The sequence below is a fragment of the Phytohabitans sp. LJ34 genome (genome assembly GCF_052068095.1).
Taxonomy (GTDB): Bacteria; Actinomycetota; Actinomycetes; order Mycobacteriales; family Micromonosporaceae; genus Phytohabitans.
Genome location: NZ_JBQHDG010000001.1, coordinates 577,154 through 598,640, shown reverse-complemented (window position 1 = coordinate 598,640; position 21,487 = coordinate 577,154). Strand labels below are relative to the sequence as shown.

Here is a 21,487-nt window from a genome sequence, read left to right as displayed (position 1 = left end):
GGGTGGGTCGACCGTCACGCCGCGCGCCCCCCTCCGGTAAACGACCCCAGCCACGCCTTTTGCCTGCGCACACCCTGGGCTCGAATCGCCAAATGCCGGCCGTAGCCGTGCAACAGTGTATTGTAGTCAAACTCGTCGATCATGTCACCGATCACCAGTTCCCCCCGGGTGACCGATACCAATCCTGCGTCGAGACTCAGGAAGGTGGCCACCTTGGCAGCCAGGGTCGCACCATCCGTCCACTCCCCGGCCGCGGCGACCGCGCAGCGCCCCCGCTGACCGAGCGGGCAGGCGGCCGGCAGGCAGCGGTGCTCGGCGTACGGCAGCCGCCACGTGCCCAGCGCCTCCGGCTGTCCACTGAGGAGCGCCAGCGCGCAGGACGTGTTGCGGTACAAGGGGTATCCGACCGCCGCCGCGGCGTCCCGGGCCTCCGCCCAGCCTTCGTCGTCGAAGACCTCCCACTGCTCCGCCGGCGCCGCCATCGACCGGTCGAGCAGCGTGACGAGGCGCTCGTCCGCCAGCGGTACCCCGGGGCCCCGGGTCAGCCCGACCACGACGGAGCAGGACAGGCCCGAGGAGGCCAGCCGCCCGACCAGCTTTTCCAGGTCGCCGCGGCTCGGCCGCAGCTCGGCCACGAACGGCCGCCAGAAGTGCACGGCCTTCTGGTGGGCGGTGCGGGACACGAGGCGGGCGTTTTCGAGCGTGGTGTCCAGATCGGCGATCGGGCCGCGCTCCAGCGGCAGGCCGGTGAGCCGCCCCATGGACTGGCTGAGAAACCAGAAGATCGGGAAGCCCGGCCCGTCGAGCGCGTTGAGCAGCTCCTGGTCGAGCCGCCCCTTCGTCACCACGACCACCGGGCGGCGCGGGATGCGCTCGGCCAGCAGCTCGACGATGCGCACCAGCGCCTCGCGGTTGGGGCGGGTGAGCACCATGTCGGTGTAGTTGCCCACGCAGAGCGGCGTCTGGTCGTGCGCTGGGTCGATCACCCGGGCCCGCCGCCCGTACAGGTGCTCCTCGACGGCCGCGACCACCGCCTCCGGCGTGGCCCGCAGCGCGGGGCGGGTGGCCCGCAAGCCGAGCGGGCCGAGGTAGCAGTAGGCGCAGTCGGCCGGGCAGCCGACGATCGGGTCCACTGTGATCCACGAGTCGTGCTCGGCCACCAGCGGGACGGCGGCCCGGATCAACTGCTGCTCGTCTCCTGCCACGCGTCGAAGACCGCCGTGCGCGCCCTCCTGCATCGCTCCTCCAACTGGCTCACGTCGGTGACCGCGTCCGCGTTGTTCCAGTGGAACGAGAACGTCTCTTCGAGGAGCCGCTTCATGTGCAGGCCACCCGGCTCGAACTGGAGCTCGAACGTGTCGAACAGCACCCTTTCGCGACGGTTGCGCGAGGCGTGGAAGTACGGCTCGAAGAAAGACGCCTGCTCGGTCAGCAGCACCGTGGCGCCGATGCCGAACCGTGCGAGCCTGACCTCCACCAGGCTCTTGTACTCCTCCCGGAGGATCTCGTAGCCGCGCAGGCTCGCCTCGAACTTGCGAGCCAGGTCGGCGTGCAGCTCCAGCCCGTCGGGGACCACCGCGCCGAGCCGCCGCCCGTCCGGGTCGTAGCTGGCGGAGATCCCGTACGCCTCCAGGAAGTACGGGTTGCAGATGACCATCTGGAGGCTGGCGCCCGCCGCGAGCAGGCGCAGGATCCGGGAGTTGAACACACCGCGCGTCGCCAGGTACGAGTATCCGGTCTCGGCGGTGATCCGGACGGACGCGCCCCGGGCGGCGGAGGCGTGCAGCGCGGCCTCTTTGACGCGGTTGCGCTTCTCGTTCGTCAACAGCTCGTGGCCGTGCATCGGCACGTACGCCGCGGTGCACCGCAGCAGTGTCAACGCTTCGGCGGTGGTCGATATCACTGCCTCCGGAGCGTAGCGATGTCCGTCAAGCATGCGGCGCAACGCGGTAATCATCCGGAGCACCGAGAGCATGTCGACGCCGGCGGCGACGGGGCCGTTGTTGGTCACCCAGCGGATCCGCTTGAGGCACTCGCTGAGTAGGAACCAGCGGTACATCATCGCGGCGCCGGGCAGCGACGTGCCGCGCAGCACCGCGCACAGCTCCTGCCGCCACATCCGCAGGCACCGGCGGTGGCGCGGCTCGTCGGGCGAGTCACGGAGCGCGAAGTCGTCGTCGCCGACGAGGTTGACGGTCTCCAGCAGCTCGTCCTGCACGAGCGCGCCGCTGTGCGCGTGCCGGGGCGTGGTGTGCAGGATCAGGTCGACCTCGAAGCGGGCCAGGTCTTCGAAGACGTGCGCCTGCCGCCCCTTGCCGAAGTCGATCAGGTCGACCTCCGCGCGCACGCTGTTGACCAGGATGTTGGCCAGGTGGGCGTCGCCGTGGATGAGCCGCCGGTCGGCCACCGGCGCCACCCGCACCGCCGCGGCCGCCTCGGTGTACCAGGCGCGGAAGTCGCGCAGGTCTTCGATGTCCGACCACAGGGCGGCGGCCGTGGTGAGGCTGGCGTTGATGTCCCGCTCCCAGTCGACGTCCGGCAGGTAGTCGCCGAGCGCCCGCCCCTCCTCCTCGTTCTGGAGGTCGGCGTTGCGCACCAGCAGGCTGGCCACCTTGTACAGGCAGGCGCGCACCGTGCGCTCCGGCGGCGCGCCCTCGACCGGCGGCATGCGCACGAACGACTGGAGAAAGCCGCCGAACTCGCTGTAGTCGGCCAGCTCGCGGTAGGTGCGGCTGCCGATATAGCGGTACGCCATCGCGCTCCAGCTCTCCGACTGGTCGCGGATTTCCACGTCGACCGGGCCGTAAATGCCGTCGAGCTGGTTGGTCACGAGCCATTCGTCCGCGGAGCCGAGAAATGCCGCGCGGTTTTCGTGCTCCAGCTGAATCTCGCCGGTCGGGCCGCCTTTCAGAATGAACAGGCCACGCCGCGGCGCGTACACGAGGGCGACCAGGAGGCCGCTGTAACCGCCTTGCAGCACGCGTACGTCGATCGTCGCGCCCGCTCTCGAATCAGCCTTCGGCTGGTCACCCACCACGAGGTGGACGAGGCGCCGGACATCGCCGGCCGTCAGTTCGGAATGCTTGCCGATCACGGTCAGCCGGGGCGGCACGAAGTCTCCAGACGACAAAGAAACGAGGGGTCACGGCCGATGCTAGCCGCGCCCAGATTGTCTGGTCTACCGGCGTGGCGTCCGCTTCGCTACTCTGCGGATCGGCGTACGGGGAGGGATCACCAACAATGGGTGTCGGCGAGTGGGCGGCCTTCACAGCCGCGTTCATCAGCGGCGCGAATATCATCGTCACCGCGATCCTGACCCGCAACCGCGACCGCACGAGCTGGTCGCGTGAGGCGCTGTCGGACACGCTCGTCGCCCTGCTGGAGGCGAGTTGGCGCAGCTCGGACGCGGCCCGCGACCGCTTCGAGCTGGGCCCGCAGCCGCCCGACCCGACGGCCGCGGCGCGCCTGGAGGACATCGTGCAGACCGCGTTCGGCGAGCTGCGCACCAGCCTCACGCGCCTGCGTCTATTCGCGTCGGAGTCGGTCGGCGCGGCCGGCGTCGACCTACTGATCAAGCATCGCGAGCTGCGTGACGGCCAGCTCGCCGATCACCCCGCACTGCTGGACACGGTGGCCGCCGCGCGCCGCAAGCTGATCCAGGCGGCACGCCGCGATCTCAAGACCGACTGAAGAAGCTACTTGCCGGGCGGCTCGTCGGCGCCCGACTCCTCCGCCTTGTCCGCCTCTTCCTTCGTCTTGTGTACCGCGCCGTCGGCGTGCTCGGGCGGCCCGTACACGGTGTAGAGCACCAGCGGGTTGGGGCCGGTGTTGACGAAGTTGTGCTTGGTGCCGGCCGGCACCGCCACGAGGTCGCCCTGGGCCACCTTCCGCGTCTTACCGCCGACCTTGGCCTCGCCCACGCCGCTGACGAACGTGAGGATCTGGTCGGTGTCCGGGTGGACCTCCTCGCCGATCTCACCGTCCGGCGGGATCGTCATGATCACTAGCTGCGCGTGTTGCCCGGTCCAGAGCACCCGCCGAAAGTCCGGGTTCTGCTCGGCGACGGTCGCGATCGTGAAATGCTCCATGCCGCCTTCGTACCCATTTCCACCTCGATCAACGCGGGTCCCCGACGGCTGATCTATCGTGTAGGCGTGCCGGCCCGAGATCTGTCGTGATCCACCTACCTTCCCCGCCCCGGGGACCATTGCGAGCCCTCAGCTCGCGCCTCGTCGCGGCGGTCGCCCTGGTATTGGGCATCGTCTGCGTGGTCTACGCCGACCGCGACGGCTACCGCGACGTCAACGACGACGGGCTCACGCTGCTCGACTGCTTCTACTACGCGGTCGTGTCGCTGTCTACGACGGGCTACGGCGACATCACCCCGACCTCGGAAAGCGCCCGGCTGATCAACGTCATCGTGATCACGCCGGCGCGGGTGCTCTTCCTGATCATCCTGGTCGGCACGACACTTGAGGTGCTGACCGAGCAGTACCGCACGAACGCTCGCCTTACGCGGTGGAGAAAACTCTTGAAGGACCACGTGATCGTCTGCGGCTACGGGACGAAGGGACGCAGTGCCGTGGCGGCGCTGCGCGAAAACGGCTTCGACGGCAAGCGCATCGTCGTGGTGGAGTCCGACCGCGCGGCCGTACGCCAGGCCACCGCCGACGGGCTCGTCGCGCTGGAGGGCTCGGCCACCCGCTCGTCCCTCCTGGCCGAGGCGCATGTCAAGGACGCCAAGGCAGTCATCATCGCGACCGACACCGACGAGGCCAACGTCCTCGTCACGCTCACCGCGCGCCAGATGACCGCCGGCAAGGTACGCATCATCGCCGCCGCCCGCGAGGCGGAAAACGCCCCGCTGCTCAAGCAGAGCGGCGCCCACCAGGTGATCGTCTCCTCCGCGACGGCCGGCCGCCTGCTCGGCCTCTCGACGTCGGCGCCGCCGCTCATCGACGTGGTGGAAGACCTGCTGACGCCCGGCCGCGGCATGGCTCTCGCCCTCCGCTCGGCCGACCGCGCCGAGGTGGGCAAGTCGCCCCGCAAGGTGAGCGAGCTGGTCATCGCCCTGGTCCGCCACGGCCGCGTGCTGTCCCTCGCCTCCCCCGAATGCGCCATGATCGAGACTGGCGACATGCTGGTCTACATCCGGGACGACGCCGCCGTCCCCGTCGAGTCCACGTTGACCCGCGACAGCGCCTAGAGACCTTTCGGAGTCAGGGGCGCCGCGGTCTCGGGTTCGATTCAAAGGCAGATTTGGGCTACCGCGATGTCCGTCGTGGTCCAGACCGCTGCTCCCGCGGCCTCACCCGTCCGCCGCTGGTCACGCTCACCCCGCGCGTGGTTCGTTGTCCCCAATGCCCCGTGCCGAAGCGACGGGCAACAGACCGGACAGAGGCGCTGTCACCGCGAGTAACCGCCGCGGTGGCGTGAACGGTGTCCGGTGCGAGATCTTGGAGAGTTAGGGCGCTCTGCGAGCCGCCGGCCGGGAGCGGTGCCCGCGGGAGCATACGGTCTACCGCTGACGCGGACCTGGGAAAAGTTCTGCCTTGAATTTGATCGTGCGTTGTGGCCGGGCCGCGAACCCTGACTCCGAAAGGTCTCTAGACCCGTCGCCGGCCGGTTGGGTGGTGTGTGCGGGGATCCTTTGCTCTGCTTCCCCATAGGAAGCGGCCTGACGGTTCAACCCGCGCCAAGGGTGGGTGCTCACCATAGGGAAGCAGAGCAAAGGGATCCACGCGCACATTCGTCTAGCCGGCGCGCAGGGCCTGGTCCGGTCGCCCTCGACGTGCAACTCCCCGACATTGCCCACTCGGCGGACCGCCCCGGGCGGCGGTAGACGCGTTGGTGCCAGCAAACTCGACAGGTCCGGCACCGAGCAAGGCGTCAGCGGGAGACGCGGCCGCGGCGGGCGCGGATGTAGTCGTTGACCACGTAGCTGCCCAGGTCTTCGGTGTCGGGGGTGAAGACGCGGCCGCCGCAGCGGCGGGCCACCGCGTCGACGAAGCGGCGCAGGCCCTCGTCCTCTCCGAGCATGAAGAGGTTGAGCGTGGCGCCGTACCGCGTCAGGTTGTCCACCTCGGCCACCGTCGCCTGGATGGTCTCGGACAGCGGGGGCCAGAAGAAGACCGCCTCGCCGTCCTCCTCCAGGTGTGCCGTCGGCTCGCCGTCGGTCACCACCAGCACCACCGGCTCGGAACCGGAGTGCTTGCGCAGGTGGCGGCCGGCCAGTTGGAGGGCGTGCTGGAGGTTGGTGCCCTGCACGTAGTCGGGGTCGACGGAGGCCAGCTCTTCGGTGGTGAGCCGCATGGCGTAGCGGCCGAAGCCGATGATCTGGAGGGCGTCCTGCGGAAACTTCGTCGCGACGAGGTGTGACAGGGCGAGGGCGGTCTGCTTCATCGGGCCCCAGCGGTCTTCGGCCACCATCGAGTACGACAGGTCGACGCAGAGGGCGACGGCGGCCGACGCGCGGCGTTCGGTCTCCACCACCTCGAAGTCGTCGACGGTGAGCGAGACCGGGCCGGCGCCGGTGCGGCGGACCGCGTTGGCCACCGTGCGCACCACGTCGATGGGCTGCTCGTCGCCGTACTCCCAGGGGCGGGACGCGCCGGTGGTCTCGCCGGCGGCACCCGCGTCGCGGAGGTCGTGCTGGCCGCGGCGGCCGGTCTCCAGCGAGGCGAAGACGCGGCGCAGGGCCGTGCCGCCCAGCCGGCGCAGGGCCTTGGGGCTGAGCGTGAGGCCGTCGGTGCCGCGGCCGAGCCAGCCCTGCCGGCGCAGCTCGCGCTCCAGCTCCTGGAGCCGCCGCACGTCGCCGGCCGCGCCCCGGCCGAGGATCCGCTCCACCGCCTCCACGTCGATGTCGTCCAACGTGGCGCCGGGGTGCTCCTGGCCCAGCTGGTCGAGCAGCTCGTCCAGGTCGCCGATCTCGGCCAGCGCGCCGGCCGCCTCGCCGTACCCGAGTCCCTGCTGACCGCGGACCTGGGCGCGCCGCTCCCAGCCCAGGTCGGGGCGGAGCGTACGGAGGTTCGCGGTCAGGCGGGCCAGCTGGTCGGCGAGGCCCGCGTTGCCGAGTGCCTGTGCCATCAGCCGGGACAGCTCCTCCTGCTGCTGCGGCGACAGCGACCGCATGAGCCGCTCGCCGGCTGCGGCCCGGCGGGCCAGCGCGTCGATCAGCTCCTCGACCGAGCCGGGCTTTTCCGGGAAGAACTCGCCGTGCCGCCGCATGAACTCGGCGAACGTGTCCGTCGTGTCCTCGCCCCGGGCGTGGCGGTCGAGCAGGTCGTTGAGGTCGCCGAGCATCTCGGCCAGCCGGCGTTGCGCGGCCGGGTCGGGGTTGCCGAGCGCCTCCCGCAGCCCGGCGAAGCGCTGCTCCAGCACCTCGTCGCGCAACCCGTCGAGGATCTGCTGGTACGTACGGCGGGCCTCCTCGCTGGCCCACTGGTAGTCGGACAGCTCCTCGACCGCGCGGGCGGTGGAGCGGGGCAGGCTGTCGAGCCGCGTCTCGCTGAACCGGGCCGCGTCGTCGGTGCGGCGGGCCAGTTCCTCGCGTTCGGCGGCGAGGGCCTGGTCGAGCAGTGCCTGCGCGCGGGTGACCGTGCCGTCGAGGTTGCCCCGGCGCATCGCCTCGCGGCGCATCCGCCGGGCCCGGGCGGCCAGGTCGTCGAGCCCGCGGCCGCCGTCGGGACCGCGGCGGAGCAGGTTGCGCAGCGCCTCGCGCAAGCTGCCGCCGGCCAGCACCTCGGCGCCGACCTGGTCGACCGCGGCCCGCACGTCGTACGGCGGCGCGAGCGGGTCGGGCCCGCCGCGCCACGCGCCGTACCGGTAGCGGTTGGGGCGGGTCATTCCCGGCTCCCGTACAAGGTGCGGCCCTCGTCGGTCATCGCCTTGGAGAGGCGACGGGTCAGGTGCAGCCCTTCCAGCGCGAACTCCACGCCGGCCGCCGCCTGTGCGGGCGTGGGCGCGTCGTCGAAGCCGAGCCGTTCGAGCACCTTGGCCAGGCCCGGCACGGTGCCCACCTGGCGCAGCAGGTCTTCGGCACCGACCAGCTCGCCGGTCTCCACGATGTCGCCCTCGGCCACCAGGTCGGTGAAGCCGGAGAGGTCGAGCCCGGCCAGCCGCGCCCGGAACGTCTCGGCGGTCGCGGTGCGGAGCAGGTGGGCGAGTACCTCGATCTCCCGCCCCTCCTCGCCGCTCTCGAACTCGACCTTGCCGCGCAGTGTGCTGGTGATCGAGGTCGCGTCGCCGATCCGGGCCGTGGCCCGCGGCTCGCCGAGGAGGCCGCCGCGGCGCAGGGCGGAGGCGGCCACCGTCTCGGCGGCCGCGATCGCGAACCGTGCCGAGACACCCGACCGGGCGTCGACCGACGGCGACTCGCGGACCGCGCGGGCGAAGCGGGCCACCACCTCCAGCACGTGCTCGGGCACCTCGGCGACGAGCCGCGCCTCCTGGCGGATCAGGTCGAGCTCAAGGTCGAGCTCGAGCGGGTAGTGGGTGCGGATCTCCGCGCCGAACCGGTCCTTGAGGGGCGTGATGATGCGCCCCCGGTTTGTGTAGTCCTCGGGGTTGGCGCTCGCCACGAGCAGCAGGTCGAGCGGGAGCCGCAACTGGTAGCCGCGGACCTGGATGTCGCGCTCCTCCAGCACGTTGAGCAGCGAGACCTGGATCCGCTCGGCCAGGTCGGGCAGCTCGTTGACCGCGAAGATGCCCCGGTTGGTGCGGGGTACGAGTCCGAAGTGGATGGTCTCCGGGTCGCCGAGGGTGCGGCCCTGCGCGACCCGGATCGGGTCGACGTCGCCGATCAGGTCGCCGACGCTGGTGTCCGGAGTGGCCAGCTTCTCGCCGTACCGCATCGAGCGGTGCAGCCAGCGGACCGGCAGGTCGTCGCCGAGCTCTTCGGCCTGCCTGCGGGAGGAGGGGCTGAGCGGCTGGTACGGGTGCTCGTTGAGCTCGGAACCGGCGATGACGGGCGTCCACTCGTCGAGCAGGCCGACGAGCGAACGGATGACCCGGGTCTTGCCCTGGCCCCGCTCACCCAGCAGGACCATGTCGTGGCCGGCCAGGATCGCGCGCTCCACCTCGGGCAGCACCGTGCCGTCGTATCCGACGATGCCGGGGAATCGGGGGCTGCCCTCGCGCATCCGGGCCAGGAGGTTTTCGCGGAGCTCTTCTTTGACCGTGCGGTGCCGGTGGCCGCTGGCGCGGAGCTCACCGACCGTCCTGATGTTTTCAGGCGTTGATGTCACCGGCCAAAGCTAGCTCGACTCTGTTACCGGCGGTCGAAAGTGCAGGTGCCGGCGGGCATCGGGGCAAGGCCGGATCGGGCGACCCCCCGTCCACCACCTGGCCGGACTAGAGTGACGGGTGGGGTGTAACGGATCAACTCGCGGCGCATCCCGACTGACCGGACACTCAGCCCGTGCCAGAGCAATTCGGATGTCGCACATTCCGACGTTTACTGACGAACCAGGTGCAGCAAACCTTTGCTCACCCCCTCTGGCGACGCTGTGATCAAGGTGTATTCACGCTCCGCATTGGGAGCGCTCCCGTCTACAACACGCGCTGGATGAAACGGTTCCATAAGCGCCGTCAGCAGGCCTAAGTTCCTCGGCGGGTGGCACCGCGAGATCTCGCGCGAGCTTTGGGGGCCCTGCCATCCCATCCGTCGCTGCCGCCGGGAGGGTGGACGATGACCGCTGCCACGCCGAACGCGCCCACGAGCGTTTCCCTGCTGAGACCGCTGCTCGTGTTCGCGCTGCTGATTCCCATCGGGGTGCTCTTCGGGCAGGCGTGGCAAGGCCAGTCGGACCGTCTCTCGTTCGCGGCCAAGGAGCGGCACGGCATCGAGTACCTCACCACGCTCGGCCAGGTGACGACCGCGCTGACCGACGCGCAGTCCGCCGCCGTGGCCGGGCGCGCCGTGGACCGCGCGGCAGTGACCCGGGCGGTCGACGCCGCCACCGCGGTCGACGAGCGGCTCGGCGACGAGCTACGGACGAGCGAGCGCTGGTCCGGCCTGCGCGTCAAGATCGAGGCGCTCTCCTCGGTGCCGGCGGGTGACAAGACCCGCGCGTACGAGGCGTACGGCGAGGTGACCGACCTGCTGCTCGCCCTCTACGGCAAGGTCCGGGAGAACTCCCAGCTGATCCGCGACCCGGAGGCGGACACGTACTTCCTCCAGGACGGCGCCGCCGAGGAGCTGCCCGAGTCGGTGGTCGCCGCGGGCAAGTTCGCCGACCTGATGGTCATCGCCGCGGCGCGGCCGGCCGCCGAGCGCGCCTCGGCGATCGCCGACCTCACCGTGGCACGCGGCTCGGTGCTCGACCCCGCCGCCGACCTCGCCGACGGCCTCCAGTCCGCTGTGGACAGCACGGAGAGCCGCACGCTCGGCGGCAACCTGCTCAGCCGGCTGGACCGCTTCCGCCGGAGCATGGACGCCCTGGCCGCCTCGGCGGGCACGCTCGACGGCCGGTCGCCGCTGCCCCCCGCCGACCGGCTCAACACCGCCCGCGTCGAGGTGCAGTCGGCCGCGTCCGAGCTGTCCAACTCGATCCTCGCCGAGCTCGACGTGCTCATCGCCGACCGCCAGTCGGGCATCCGCACCGAGCGGATCCTCTCGCTCGTCGCGTTCGCGGTGGCGGTGCTCGGTTGCGCGGTGCCAACGGTGCTGGCGCTGCGGAAGCGGCGGCGACGCCGGCGGCCGTTCGGCGGTCCACACCGGACGCTCCCGCCGCGGGCCGCGGGCCCGGAGCAGAGCGAGAGCCAGTGGGAGCCCGTCGGTGCTTCTCGGTAGGCTGCGCATCCGCGGCAAGCTGGCCGTCCTGGTCATGGTGCCGCTGCTCCTCGTCGGTGTGCTCACCGTCCCGCTCGTCGTCAACCGGGCCGGTCTCGCCGGCCGCGCCGCGGACACCGCCCGCACGGTGCGGATCGCCAGCGAGGTCGGTGGCCTCGTCGGTGACCTCCAGCAGGAGCGCATGCTGTCGGTCGGCTACCTGGTCGGCAGCGTCGACGCCGCGGACCTGACGCTCCAGACCACCGCGGTCGGTGACCGCACCGCCGACCTGCGCGCCTCGCTCGGCGACGACCTGCCGCAGCCGGTCTCGGCGGCGATCGGCGGGATCAGCGCGCTGGAGCAGGTGCGCGTCGGCGTGCTCGGCAGGTCCGTGCGCAGCGACCAGGTGATCACGGCCTACGGCGCGGTGACCGCGCGCATCCTCGAGTCGTTGCGGCTGCTCGACAACGTCGACGTGGCCACCACGCAGGGCCGGCAGGTGGTCGCCCTCGACGCCGTGCTTCAGATGAACGACCTCATCAGTGCCGGCGCCGCGCTCATGGTGATCATGGTGGCCGAGCGCAGTCCCGCGTCGATGACCGCGTACACCGCCAACCTGGCCGCGCTCCAGGCCATCATCACCCGCTTCAACGGGTACGCCACGCCGGAGCAGAGCGGCCTCTTCCAGCTCGTCCAGCAGGCGCTGAACGACCGGGTCGGCGCCGAGTTTCCGGTGACCGTGCAGACCAACCCGCTCCAGGCGCTCTCGCGCTTCACGGTGGAGCGGCTCTATCCGTCGCTGGAATCGTTCATCGTCCTGGGCCGGTTCGTCGAACGCAAGATCGTCACCGACGTCACGGCGCAGGTCGACCGGCAGCAGACGGTCGTCCTCACCACCGCGTACGGCGTCATCACGGTCGCGCTCCTCGTGCTCGTCGGCGTCGTGCTGATGAGCGTCGTCGTGGCGCGCGCGGTGGCCCGGCCGCTGACCAGCCTCACCCGCTCCGCCGAACGGGTGGCCACCGTCGCCGAGACCGAGCTGCGGCGCGTCGCCGACGAAGACGCCGACGACGAGGCCGAGCCGATCCACCTGGAACCCGTCGACGTCCGCTCCGCCGACGAGATCGGTGACCTGGCCCGCGCGTTCGACCGGGTGCAGACCACCGCGGCCCGGCTGGTCGAGCGGCAGGTCAGCAGCCGGCGCAACGTGGCGCAGATGTTCGGCCACGTCGGCCGCCGCACGCAGAACCTCGTCGGCCGGCAGATCGCGCTCATCGACCGGCTGGAGCAGGAGGAGACCGACCCGCAGCGGCTCCAGCAGCTCTACCGGCTCGACCACGTCTCCAGCCGCCTGCGGCGAAACGCGGGCAGCCTCGTCGTGCTCTCCGGCTCGGCCGGCGTCTCCGGTGCGGAGGAGCACATCACGCCGCTGCCGCTCGCCGACGTCGTCCGCCTCGCGCTCGGTGAGATCGAGGAGTACACGCGGGTCGACGTGCAGGTGTCCGGCGGCATCGCGGTCTCGCCCGCGCTCACCGGCGACCTGGTGTTGCTGCTGGCCGAGGTGATGGAGAACGCGACGGTCTTCTCGCCGCCGCACACCCGGGTCACCGTCAACGCGATGGCGACCGGCCACGTCGTGCGGCTCCGCGTCGTCGACCACGGCCTCGGCCTCTCCCCCGAGCGGATCGCCGAGGAGAACGCCCGTCTCGCCCGCCGCGAGCGGCTCGACCTCGCCCCGACCGAGGTGCTCGGGCTCTTCGTGGTCGGCCGGCTGGCGCGCAAGCACGGCCTCGCCGTGGCGCTGTCCGAGACGCCGGGCGGCGGCGTGACCGTCACCGTCGACGTCGGACAGGACCATCTCGTCCGCAGCGCCATCGCGGAACCGGCGCCGGTGGCCCCGCCGCAGCCGCCGAAGCCCGCGCGGGGCCTGGCCTCCGTGCGGCACCTGCACGCCGCGCCGCAGGGCGGCGACGAGCCGGCCGTCGTGGAACGGGCGGTGGCCCGCGCCATCGTGGCCACGTCCGAGGAGGACACGCCGTTCAACGTGCTCGCGCTCGACCGGGCCACGCGCACGATCGGCAGCGGCCGCACCTGGAACGCTTTCGCGCCACGTCCCGCCACGGAGCCGGTACCAGTGATGGAACCGGCACCGGCGGTGGAGCCGGCGGCCGCGCCACGTCCCGCGACCAACCGCGGCGGCCTGCGTCAAAGGGTTCCGGGAGCGCAGCTGCCGGAGGGGACAGCCCCCAGTGCGGACCGCGCGGCGGCGCCCACGGGCGTCGACGCCGAGACGGCCCGCGCGCTGGTGGAGGAGTTCGAGGCGGGGGTACGCCGCGCCGAGTCCACTGTGTCCGACCAGCCGGTCGTCCACAGTGATGTTCCACCCGTCATCGCACCGCCGGCGGCTGGGCCGCGCGCCCCGCTGAGCCGCCGGGTGCCCGGCGCCACGCTCCCGGCGAACCTCCCGGCCCAGCCGCCGCCGCAGGTGCTGCCCGACCAGTGGTCGCCCGACCCCGAAGCGGCCCGCGACTCGCTCGAGCAGTTCGAATCCGGCGTCGCGCGCGCCTTGCAGCAGGAAGGAACCCAGCAGTGAACAACTCACTCCAGTTGAGCCCCGAGGCGCAGACCTTCAACTGGCTCCTGGACTCGTTCACGTCCAGCACGGCCGGCGTGCGCGAGGCCATCGCGGTCTCCGCCGACGGCCTGCTGATGGCGATGTCCAACATCGCCGACCGCGCGAACGCCGAGCGGCTCGCCGCCGTGGTCTCCGGGATGACAAGCCTCGCCGGAGGGGCCGCCAACTGGTACGCCCTCGGCGGCCTCAACCGCGTGGTCATCGACATGACGGGCGGGTACCTGCTGGTCACGGCCATCAGCGCGGGCTCAGTGCTGGGTGTGATCGCGGACCGGTCGGCCAGCCTCGGCACCGTCGCGTACGAGATGACGCTCTTCGCCAGCCGGGCCGGCGGCGCACTCACCCCGCGCCTCATCGCCGAGCTGAAGAACGCCGCCCAGTCGTGACCCACGTGCCTCCCGAGGAATCGGCGGGGCCCGCCCGCATCCGTCCGTTCCTAGGCGTCTCTGGACTGGGCTCGCCGTCGGCGGACGCCACCCCGGCCGGGCTGCGGCCGTTCGTGCTCACGTCCGGCCGGGTCGACGGCGTGGACCCGGACATCGGCCTGGAGACGCAGGTCACAGCCCGCTCGGACGGGCCGCTACGGACCGGCGTGCCGGTGGCGAACCTCTCGCCCGAGCTGCGCACCATCATGGCCCTGTGCGCGGAGCCGATCTCGGTCGCCGAGATCTCCGCGCGGGCCCGGCTGCACCTGGGTGTGACCCGCATCCTCGTCGGCGACCTGCGGGCCGCCGGCTACCTCGACGTCCACGCGCGGGAGGCCGCGCGACCCGACCCCGACACCATCCTGCGAGTGATCCGTGGACTTCGTGCGATCTCCTGAACAGGCGCCGCCCATCCCCGTCAAGATCGTGGTCGCCGGCGGCTTCGGTGTGGGCAAGACCACGACCGTCGGCGCGATCAGCGAGATCTCCCCGCTGACGACCGAGGCGGTCATGACCTCCGCCGGCGTCGGCGTGGACGACCCCGGCCAGGCCACCGGCAAGACGACCACCACGGTGGCGATGGACTTCGGCTGCGTCACGATCGACCGCAGCCTCAAGCTCTATTTGTTCGGTACGCCCGGACAGTCCCGCTTCGGCTTCATGTGGGATGACCTGTCCCACGGTGCGCTGGGTGCGCTGGTCGTCGTCGACAGCAGCCGGTTAGATGACTGCTACCCTGCGGTGGACTATTTCGAGCGGGCGCGCCTACCATTCGTAGTCGCGGTCAACGCGTTCGACGGAAAGCTCGCCCACGACCTCGACGAGGTCCGCTGGGCCCTCGCGATCGACGAGCGGATTCCCGTTGTCGCCTTCGACGCCCGAAACCGGATATCCGTGAGAGACGCACTGCTGGTCCTACTGGATCGGGCTCTGGATGATGCGGTGAGAGGGCAGACCGCATAGCGGTGCGGCGCTTGCCGTGCCGGCAGGCGGCCGCCTAGGGAGGTGTTCGAGAGTGCGCGGTGGACTCGACGACGCACTGGAACGCTTGGCGCGCATGGACCAGCTGCGCCGGCGGACCGAGGGCGCGTCCGGCGGTCTGCCCACGGCACACGGGCTGGCCGAGGCGATCGAGGCGGTGCGCCGGGTGGTCGAGCGCTATCCCGATCTCAACATCACGCTCTACGGCGAGCAGGGCGAGGGCAGCGCCGAGGTGCGGATCGGCTGGGAAGAGGGCGTCGTGCGCGCCAAAATCGTCTCGGTCGAGGGCCCCGAGGGCGCGACCTTCGGGCCGAGCGACGGGCCGATGCCGGTGCTGCCGGCCGAGATCCCGCCGATGACCGACCTGCCCAGGCCACTGCCCGAGGCGAGCCGGCCGCGGGTAGACGTGTACCCGGCCGCCCGCCGCCCCGAGCCCGCACCGGTGCCCGAGGCGCCCCGGCTCGTCGACCCCGGCCGCCTGCGGTCGCCCGGCTTCCTGCCCGACCCGGGCGGGCCGGCGCCGGCCGAGCCCGAGCTTCCGGTCCGCGGCGCGCCGCGGGTCTGGCACGCCGACCACGAAGACAACCCCGGCGCCGCCGCCCGCCTGGCCGCGATGATCCGCGAAGACCCGTCGCTGCTGGCCACCCCCGAGGAGCGTTAGCCTGCGGCGCGTGCCGGATGACGTCGACGCGGTCTGCGCGCGCTACCTGGAGACCGCCGATCGCCACGAGCCGGGCCTGGTCGAGGGCCTCTACTTGCAGGGTTCTGTAGCCCTGGGCGACTACCACCCCGGGGTCAGCGACATCGACTTCGTCGCCGTGACCACGCTGCCGCCCGACCCCGCCGCCGTCCGGGCGATCCACGCCACGCTCCCCCGGCGCCCCTTCTTCGACGGCCTGTACGTCACTTGGGACGACCTGCGGCGCGACCCCGCCCAGGCGCCGCCCGGCGTGGCGGTGCACGAGCGGCGGGTCGATCCCGAGTCGCGCTTCGAGCGGAGCCTCGTCACCTGGCATGTACTGGCGCAGAGCGGAGTGGCCGTGCGCGGGCCGGCCGTCAGCGCGCTCGGCGTGCACACCGACTGGCCGGCCCTCGCCGAGGCCACACACCGCAACCTCGACGACTACTGGGAGCCCTGGCTGGCCCGGGCCGGGCGCGGGCCGGTGGGGCTCACACCGTGGGCGACGGCCTGGGGAGTCCTCGGCGTCGCTCGGCTGCGCCACACGCTCGCGGCCGGCCGGGTCACCTCGAAGTCCGAGGCCGCCGGGTACGCGCTGGAGACCGCCGACCCGCGGTGGCACCGGGTGATCCGGGAGGCATCGCGCATCCGGGTGGGCGGGGCACCGCTGTATCGCAACCCGTGGCGGCGCCGCGCCGACCTGGTCGGCTACGTGCGTGCGGCGCTGGACCTCAGACCTTCTCGATGACGGCCCGGCGGATCAGAAACTTGCCCGGCTCCCGCACCCGCTCGAACGCCGCGTTGTTGAGCAGCACGCAGCTACCCGACACGCCCGTCACCTCCACGGTGATCGACTTGTTGTTGTCCAGGTTGGTGACCTTGAGCCGCGTACCGGCCGGGAACTGGCTGCTGGACGCGGCCGGGGCACCCGCCTCGCCGGAGAGCGTGACGGTCGAGCCCGCGCAGACGACCTCACCGTCGCCGCCGGCAGCCGGCGGGTTGGCGGGCTGAGCAGGCGGGTTGGCGGGCTGAGCAGGCGGGTTCGCGGGCTGGGCGGGTGGTTGGGCCGGCTGGGCCGGTGCCGCTGGGTTGTCCGCCGCCACGTCGGCCGTGCAGCCCGCGGTGGCGCGGCGCTGCTGGATGAGGTCGACGACCGCTTGGCGGTTGGCGATGCGGGCCGTGGACAGGGCGTCGGGGTTGCGCTGCTGGTCGGCGATGAAGTTGAGGTTGTTGCGCAGCGCGTTGTCCAGGCCCACGCAGGACTCACCCGCCTGGCCGAGGCCCGTGCCGACCGCGATGCCGCCGCCGACCACCACGCCGGCACCAACGATGATCGCTAGCCGCCGCTTCCATCCACTCCACCGCATCATTGGAAACAAACCTTTCTGTTGGCTGTGGCCCTTGGTACGGGCCCGCCGAGCGGACGGTTCAATCGGACCGAGCACTCCTGGACGGCAGAGCCCTCGCCCACCTACATTGATGTCCATGCATATCAGGGTTGGGCGGATCGCCGTTGTCGCGGCGTTGGTGGGTGCCGCGGCGGCGATCGCGCCGGCGTCTGCCGCGCAGGCAGCGGTCGCGTGCGAGGTCACCTACACGGCGAGCAGTTGGAGCGGCGGCTTCTACGCCAACGTCCAGATCAAAAACCTTGGTGACCCGTGGAACGGGTACACCGTCGACTTCCGGTTTACCGGCGACCAGACCGTCACCCAGGCGTGGAATCACTCCTGGACGCAGTCCGGGCAGGCGGTGACCGTCCGGAGTGGACCCTCCGTGCCGCCGGTGCCGACCGGGGGCAGCATCTGGCTCGGCTTCCTTGGGCGCTACACCGGCACCAACACGCCGCCAACCGGATGGCGGGTAAACGGCGTGGCTTGCTCGGTCACCGGCCAGCCGGCGGCCGTCGTGGCCGAGCCGGATGTCGTGACGATCCCGGAGGGCGGCGGTGGCACGTTCAGCGTGCGGCTGAGCCACCCGCCTGCGCAGCAGGTGGCGCTCGGCATGTCCATCACCGGCACCGGCACCTGGGCCTCGCCACCGGTGGTCCTCATCTTCACGCCGACAAACTGGAGCACGCCGCAGATCTATCCGGTCATGAGTCCGGACGATCCCGACGCCGTCGACGACCGGGCGGTCGTCACGCTCTCCGCGACCGGGTACACATCGGACACGGTCATCCTCCAGCAGGTCGACGGCGACTGACCACTTCGCGGGTCGCCAGCCTGGCGGCCCCCTCCTCGCCCGGCCCGGCGACCAGCACCGGCGCTTCCGGCCAGGCGGCCGCCAGGTGTCTGGCCACCCGCGCGTGCAGCGGTGAGCAGTGGCGGAGCACGCCACCGGCCAGGACGATCGGTGTCCGATCGGCCGGCTCGCGGGCCTCGGCCAGCGTCCGGCAGAGGTGGTCGGCCGCCTCGTCCAGGATGGACAGTGCGAGTGGGTCGCCGTCCGCGGACGCCGCGGTCACGAGCGGGGCCAGGGAGGCGAGCTCGCGCGGTGGCCGGTCGTGCACCGCCGCGACGAAGGGATCTGCCTCCGCGGCGCCCACCGACTCGGTGACCAGCCGCACCAGCGCGCCCGGTGGGGCGCCGCGGTAGAGGGCGCGGGCGGTCGCGGTCGCGGCGGCGCGGCCGATCCAGAAGCCGGAGCCCAGGTCGCCGAGGAGCCAGCCGAGACCGTCGGCGGTCCGCGCGATGCGCCCGTCGCGGATCTCGGCGGCGATCGCGCCGGTGCCGGAGATGAGCACGCTCCCGGCCGGCTCGCCGGTGCCGGCGGCGAACGCAACCACCGCGTCGCCGACCACGCGCAGCGGGCACCGTACCCCCAGGGTGTCGAACGCGGCCTGGAGCACCGCGGGCCGGGACGCGCCGGCGGCGCCGGCCACCGCGGCGCCGATCCGCGCGATGTCCACCGTGGACAGCGCGGCGACGAGGGCGGCGGTCACGTTGGCCACGACCTCCGCGGCGGGCACCGTGACGGGGTTGGCGGCACCCGCGCGGCCGAAGCCGGCACGGGTGCCGCCGAGGGTGGTGACGACCGCGCGGGTGGCGGTGCCACCGATGTCGATGCCGAGGACGAGAGTCATGTACCGGTCAGCAGCGCCCGAGGTCTTCCCACTGCTGGGTCCAGCCTGGCTCGCTGCCCTGTGTCCACCAGCGGGCCCGCCACAGGTGAACGCCGTCGCCGGACGGCGGGCCGCCGGGCACGCCGTTGGCGCTGCGCTGGTGCCGGACGGTGTTGCCGCCCGGGTAGACCGCGTTGATGTTCCAGAAGGGTGCGCTGGCGCAGCCCGTGCCGCCGGTCGGGGTGACCGAAGGCGACGGGGACGCCGTGGGAGACACGGACGGCGAGACAGAAGGCGTGGGGCACGATCCGCCTGACCCGACCGTGTCGGTGTGGGTGGTGCCGGCCGAGCGGAAGGCGGCCACCCGCGCCGCCGCCTCGGCGGGCGTGAGCGCCTCGTTCACCGTGTGGTAGAGGTAGTCGACCTGCTGGCGGTAGGTGGCCATGCCGCCCGAGTGCGCCGCCGTGTCGATGAACCACAGGTTGAAGTTGATCGACATAGGGGTCTCGGGGTAGTAGATGCCGCTGTGGTCGGCGACGAGCGCACCGTCCACGTAGTACATCACGTGGCCGCCCGAGACGGTGAACATCAGGTCGTGCCAGCCGCCGAAGCTCTGCCGCTGCGCGGTGTGCGTGTTGACCGCCTCCCACGGATCGGGGCGGTAGGTCTCCCAGGTGGTCTGGTAGAAGATCGGGCCCTGCTCGCCCCACCCGCCGTTGGGCAGGTACTCGAAGTCGATCTCCCCGTAGTTGGGGTCCATCGGCGCGTTGAGCGGAGTGATGGTGAAGAACGTCTCCACCAGGTGATCGCCGTCGGTGCCGCTCACCGGCGCGTCGGCGAACTTGACCCGGGCCGCGTACGTGCCCTCGAAGAACTTGCGCTGGTGCAGGAACTCCGACTGGCTTGTGCCGCCGGCCGTCCCGTCTGTGGCGGCCTGGAGTTGTAGCGACTTGGCTCCGTCCACTGTGGGGAACGAGACGTTCGACGCGGGCCAGGAGGCGCCGGGCACGCCCGGACCACCCGAGTTGGTACGCACGGTCCAGCCCCGCTGACTGATCAGTGGGTCAGCCGGGCCGCTGTAGCTGAAGTCGTCGAAGAGCACCTGGCAGGGGGCGAGGGCGGCGGCGGGGGCGGGGCCGCCACTGGCCACGACGGCGACGGCGCCGGTGGCGAGGGCCGCGGCGGTCACGGCGAGGGCGGCTGGGAGGCGTTTCACGGCGTGCTCCTTTCTGGAGTCACTTCACCGCGCCGGCGGTCAGGCCGTCGCGGATCTGGCGCTGAAACAGGATGTACGCGACGAGGACGGGCAGGATCGCGATGACGAGTCCCGCGAACAGGCCGCTCCAGTCACTGCGATAGCCCTGGCTGACGGCCAGAAACGCGAGTCCCTGGGCCAGGACGTACCGGTCCGGATCCGGGTTGAGCACGAGGGGAAGCAGGTACTGGTTCCACAGGCCGAGGAAGTTGAAGATGCCCACGCTGACCAGGCCGGGACGGGCCATCGGCAGCATGATGCGGAAGAACACCGCGGCGTGCGAGCACCCGTCGATGAACGCCGCTTCGGCGACGGCGGTCGGCAGGGTACGGAAGAACGCGTGCAGGAAGAAGACGGTGAACGGCAGGGCGTACGCGGCGTACACGAGGATCAGCCCGTGATAGGTGCCGAGCATGCCGAGTTGGTCGACCACGAAGAACAGCGGCACGAGCGCCAGGAACACCGGAAAGAGCATCCCGGCGACGAGCGTGTAGTAGATGACCCGGTTGCCCGGAAAGGGATAGCGGGCCAGGCAGTACGCGACGAGCGCGCCGAAGAGCATGGTGAGCAGGAGCGCGCCACCCACCACGACGACGGTGTTGAGCAGGTAGCGGCCGATGGAGGCCTCGGCCCAGGCGCGGGCCCAGTTGTCGAAGCGGGGTGTTGCCGGCAGCGACCACGGGCTGTCGAAGATCTCCGCGTCGGTCTTGAGCGAGGATACGACCGCCCACAGTAGAGGGAGTGTGACCAGCAGCGCCCAGGCGAGGAGCACCACGTGTACGACCCGGCCGGGTTTCATGCCAGCTCCACTCGCTCGCGGCGGGTGGCGCGGAGCATCAGCACGGTCAGCGTCAGCGTGAGGAAGAAGAGCGCGACGCCCATCGCCGACGCGTAGCCGTACTTGCCGTAGGTGAACGCGTTGCGGTAGAGCGACAGGCCCATCACCTCGGTGCTGTTGTCCGGCCCGCCGGGCCCCACCGTCATGATCTGCACAAGGGCGAAGCCGTCGAGCGCGATGATTCCCAGGTAGACGAACGCGACCTGCACGCTGTCCCAGACGAGCGGGAGCGTGATCCGCCAGAAGAGGGTGAGCTGCCCGGCGCCGTCGATCAGCGCCGCCTCGGTGATGTCGGCCGGGATCGACTCGATCGCCGCCGCGAAGAGCACGACGTAGAAGCCGACCGCCGACCAGATCAGCGCCGCCATCACGCACCAGAGCGCGAGCCGCGGCTCGGCCAGCCACGAGCGCTCCAGTGTGGACAGGCCTATCCCGTCGAGAAAACCGTTGAGCAGGCCGCTGTTGGGGGTGTACACGAACTGCCACAGCACGGCGATGATGGCGACGGAGAGGAGTTGAGGGAAGAAGTACAGCACCCGGTAGGCCCGCAGAAGGCGGCTGCCCCGGGTCGAGGAGGCGAAGAATAGGGCGAGCGCGATGGTGACCAGCGGCACGACCACGAGCATCAGGGCGTTGTGGCGCAGCGCCGACAGAAACAGCGGATCACTCCACAGTCGAGTGAAGTTGTCCAGGCCGACGATGTGCACGTCGCTGGAGACGCCGTTGAAGTCGGTGAAGGCCAGGTAGAACGCCTGCGCGTACGGCGACACGACGAAGACGGCGTAGAGCAGCAGGGGCGGGATCATCGCCCCGGCCAGAAACCGGTACCGGCCGTGCCGCAT

Annotated in this window: 20 protein-coding genes; 10 read left to right on the top strand and 10 right to left on the bottom strand. The window is 71.5% G+C overall.

Translation table 11 applies throughout. From position 1 onward, the window contains the following. Positions 1-14 precede the first annotated feature (14 nt). Entirely contained in the window at positions 15-1,205 is a 1,191-nt protein-coding gene (locus ACTMTJ_RS02875) for a hypothetical protein (protein WP_441214419.1), read from the bottom strand. Next, positions 1,181-3,112: a phosphotransferase gene (locus ACTMTJ_RS02870; RefSeq protein WP_441214418.1), complete on the bottom strand. Its 1,932-nt coding sequence runs from the start codon at positions 3,110-3,112 to the stop codon at positions 1,181-1,183. Before ACTMTJ_RS02870 ends, ACTMTJ_RS02875 begins: the two co-directional genes overlap by 25 nt. Positions 3,113-3,240: 128 nt before the next feature. Between ACTMTJ_RS02870 and ACTMTJ_RS02865 the strand changes: the two genes are divergently transcribed. After that, complete coding sequence (locus tag ACTMTJ_RS02865) at positions 3,241-3,690, top strand: hypothetical protein (RefSeq protein WP_441214417.1); 450 nt, start codon at positions 3,241-3,243, stop codon at positions 3,688-3,690. 5 nt (positions 3,691-3,695) lie between these two features. Here ACTMTJ_RS02865 and ACTMTJ_RS02860 read toward each other — a convergent pair whose 3' ends face one another. Beyond that, positions 3,696-4,088, bottom strand: coding sequence for a cupin domain-containing protein (locus ACTMTJ_RS02860; protein ID WP_441214416.1), 393 nt, complete (start codon positions 4,086-4,088; stop codon positions 3,696-3,698). An 86-nt stretch (positions 4,089-4,174) separates the two neighbouring features. Here ACTMTJ_RS02860 and ACTMTJ_RS02855 point away from each other — a divergent pair, with 86 nt between their 5' ends. Continuing rightward, positions 4,175-5,206 (top strand): potassium channel family protein, encoded by a 1,032-nt coding sequence (locus tag ACTMTJ_RS02855; RefSeq protein ID WP_441214415.1) that lies wholly within the window; start codon positions 4,175-4,177, stop codon positions 5,204-5,206. Positions 5,207-5,889: 683 nt separating this feature from the next. Here the strand turns inward: ACTMTJ_RS02855 and ACTMTJ_RS02850 are convergent. Continuing rightward, positions 5,890-7,845, bottom strand: coding sequence for a VWA domain-containing protein (locus ACTMTJ_RS02850; protein ID WP_441214414.1), 1,956 nt, complete (start codon positions 7,843-7,845; stop codon positions 5,890-5,892). Continuing rightward, positions 7,842-9,245, bottom strand: a complete 1,404-nt coding sequence (locus ACTMTJ_RS02845; RefSeq protein WP_441214413.1) for a sigma 54-interacting transcriptional regulator — start codon at positions 9,243-9,245, stop codon at positions 7,842-7,844. Before ACTMTJ_RS02845 ends, ACTMTJ_RS02850 begins: the two co-directional genes overlap by 4 nt. A 443-nt stretch (positions 9,246-9,688) precedes the next feature. Here ACTMTJ_RS02845 and ACTMTJ_RS02840 point away from each other — a divergent pair, with 443 nt between their 5' ends. Genes ACTMTJ_RS02840 through ACTMTJ_RS02810 form a run of 7 tightly spaced genes read left to right on the top strand, consistent with a single transcriptional unit; the run spans position 9,689 to position 16,239 of the window. Further along, complete coding sequence (locus ACTMTJ_RS02840) at positions 9,689-10,792, top strand: hypothetical protein (protein WP_441214412.1); 1,104 nt, start codon at positions 9,689-9,691, stop codon at positions 10,790-10,792. After that, entirely contained in the window at positions 10,779-13,364 is a 2,586-nt protein-coding gene (locus ACTMTJ_RS02835; protein WP_441214411.1) for a sensor histidine kinase, read from the top strand. The genes ACTMTJ_RS02840 and ACTMTJ_RS02835 overlap by 14 nt, the downstream gene beginning before the upstream one ends. Then, complete coding sequence (locus ACTMTJ_RS02830; protein ID WP_441214410.1) at positions 13,361-13,792, top strand: roadblock/LC7 domain-containing protein; 432 nt, start codon at positions 13,361-13,363, stop codon at positions 13,790-13,792. Before ACTMTJ_RS02835 ends, ACTMTJ_RS02830 begins: the two co-directional genes overlap by 4 nt. Beyond that, positions 13,789-14,229, top strand: coding sequence for a DUF742 domain-containing protein (locus tag ACTMTJ_RS02825; RefSeq protein ID WP_441214409.1), 441 nt, complete (start codon positions 13,789-13,791; stop codon positions 14,227-14,229). Before ACTMTJ_RS02830 ends, ACTMTJ_RS02825 begins: the two co-directional genes overlap by 4 nt. Next, positions 14,207-14,794, top strand: a complete 588-nt coding sequence (locus ACTMTJ_RS02820; RefSeq protein ID WP_441214408.1) for a GTP-binding protein — start codon at positions 14,207-14,209, stop codon at positions 14,792-14,794. Before ACTMTJ_RS02825 ends, ACTMTJ_RS02820 begins: the two co-directional genes overlap by 23 nt. Positions 14,795-14,846: 52 nt before the next feature. Then, positions 14,847-15,473, top strand: a complete 627-nt coding sequence (locus tag ACTMTJ_RS02815) for a hypothetical protein (protein ID WP_441214407.1) — start codon at positions 14,847-14,849, stop codon at positions 15,471-15,473. A 10-nt stretch (positions 15,474-15,483) separates the two neighbouring features. Next, positions 15,484-16,239 (top strand): aminoglycoside adenylyltransferase domain-containing protein, encoded by a 756-nt coding sequence (locus ACTMTJ_RS02810; protein WP_441214406.1) that lies wholly within the window; start codon positions 15,484-15,486, stop codon positions 16,237-16,239. Here the strand turns inward: ACTMTJ_RS02810 and ACTMTJ_RS02805 are convergent. Continuing rightward, positions 16,223-16,858 (bottom strand): hypothetical protein, encoded by a 636-nt coding sequence (locus tag ACTMTJ_RS02805; RefSeq protein WP_441214405.1) that lies wholly within the window; start codon positions 16,856-16,858, stop codon positions 16,223-16,225. The two genes, ACTMTJ_RS02810 and ACTMTJ_RS02805, sit on opposite strands and share 17 nt — an antisense overlap. A 118-nt stretch (positions 16,859-16,976) precedes the next feature. Here ACTMTJ_RS02805 and ACTMTJ_RS02800 point away from each other — a divergent pair, with 118 nt between their 5' ends. Then, the gene (locus ACTMTJ_RS02800) at positions 16,977-17,693 is read left to right on the top strand and encodes a cellulose binding domain-containing protein (RefSeq protein ID WP_441214404.1); all 717 of its coding nucleotides are present in this window, start codon (positions 16,977-16,979) and stop codon (positions 17,691-17,693) included. On the opposite strand, the gene ACTMTJ_RS02795 is transcribed toward ACTMTJ_RS02800, so the two are convergent. Genes ACTMTJ_RS02795 through ACTMTJ_RS02780 form a run of 4 tightly spaced genes read right to left on the bottom strand, consistent with a single transcriptional unit; the run spans position 17,665 to position 21,487 of the window. Then, positions 17,665-18,573, bottom strand: a complete 909-nt coding sequence (locus ACTMTJ_RS02795) for an N-acetylglucosamine kinase (protein ID WP_441214403.1) — start codon at positions 18,571-18,573, stop codon at positions 17,665-17,667. The two genes, ACTMTJ_RS02800 and ACTMTJ_RS02795, sit on opposite strands and share 29 nt — an antisense overlap. A 7-nt stretch (positions 18,574-18,580) precedes the next feature. Then, positions 18,581-19,768, bottom strand: a complete 1,188-nt coding sequence (locus ACTMTJ_RS02790; RefSeq protein ID WP_441214402.1) for a family 16 glycosylhydrolase — start codon at positions 19,766-19,768, stop codon at positions 18,581-18,583. Positions 19,769-19,787: 19 nt separating this feature from the next. Then, a complete protein-coding gene (locus tag ACTMTJ_RS02785; RefSeq protein ID WP_441214401.1) occupies positions 19,788-20,606 on the bottom strand; it encodes a carbohydrate ABC transporter permease in 819 nt (272 codons plus the stop codon). Next, complete coding sequence (locus ACTMTJ_RS02780; protein WP_441214400.1) at positions 20,603-21,487, bottom strand: carbohydrate ABC transporter permease; 885 nt, start codon at positions 21,485-21,487, stop codon at positions 20,603-20,605. Before ACTMTJ_RS02780 ends, ACTMTJ_RS02785 begins: the two co-directional genes overlap by 4 nt.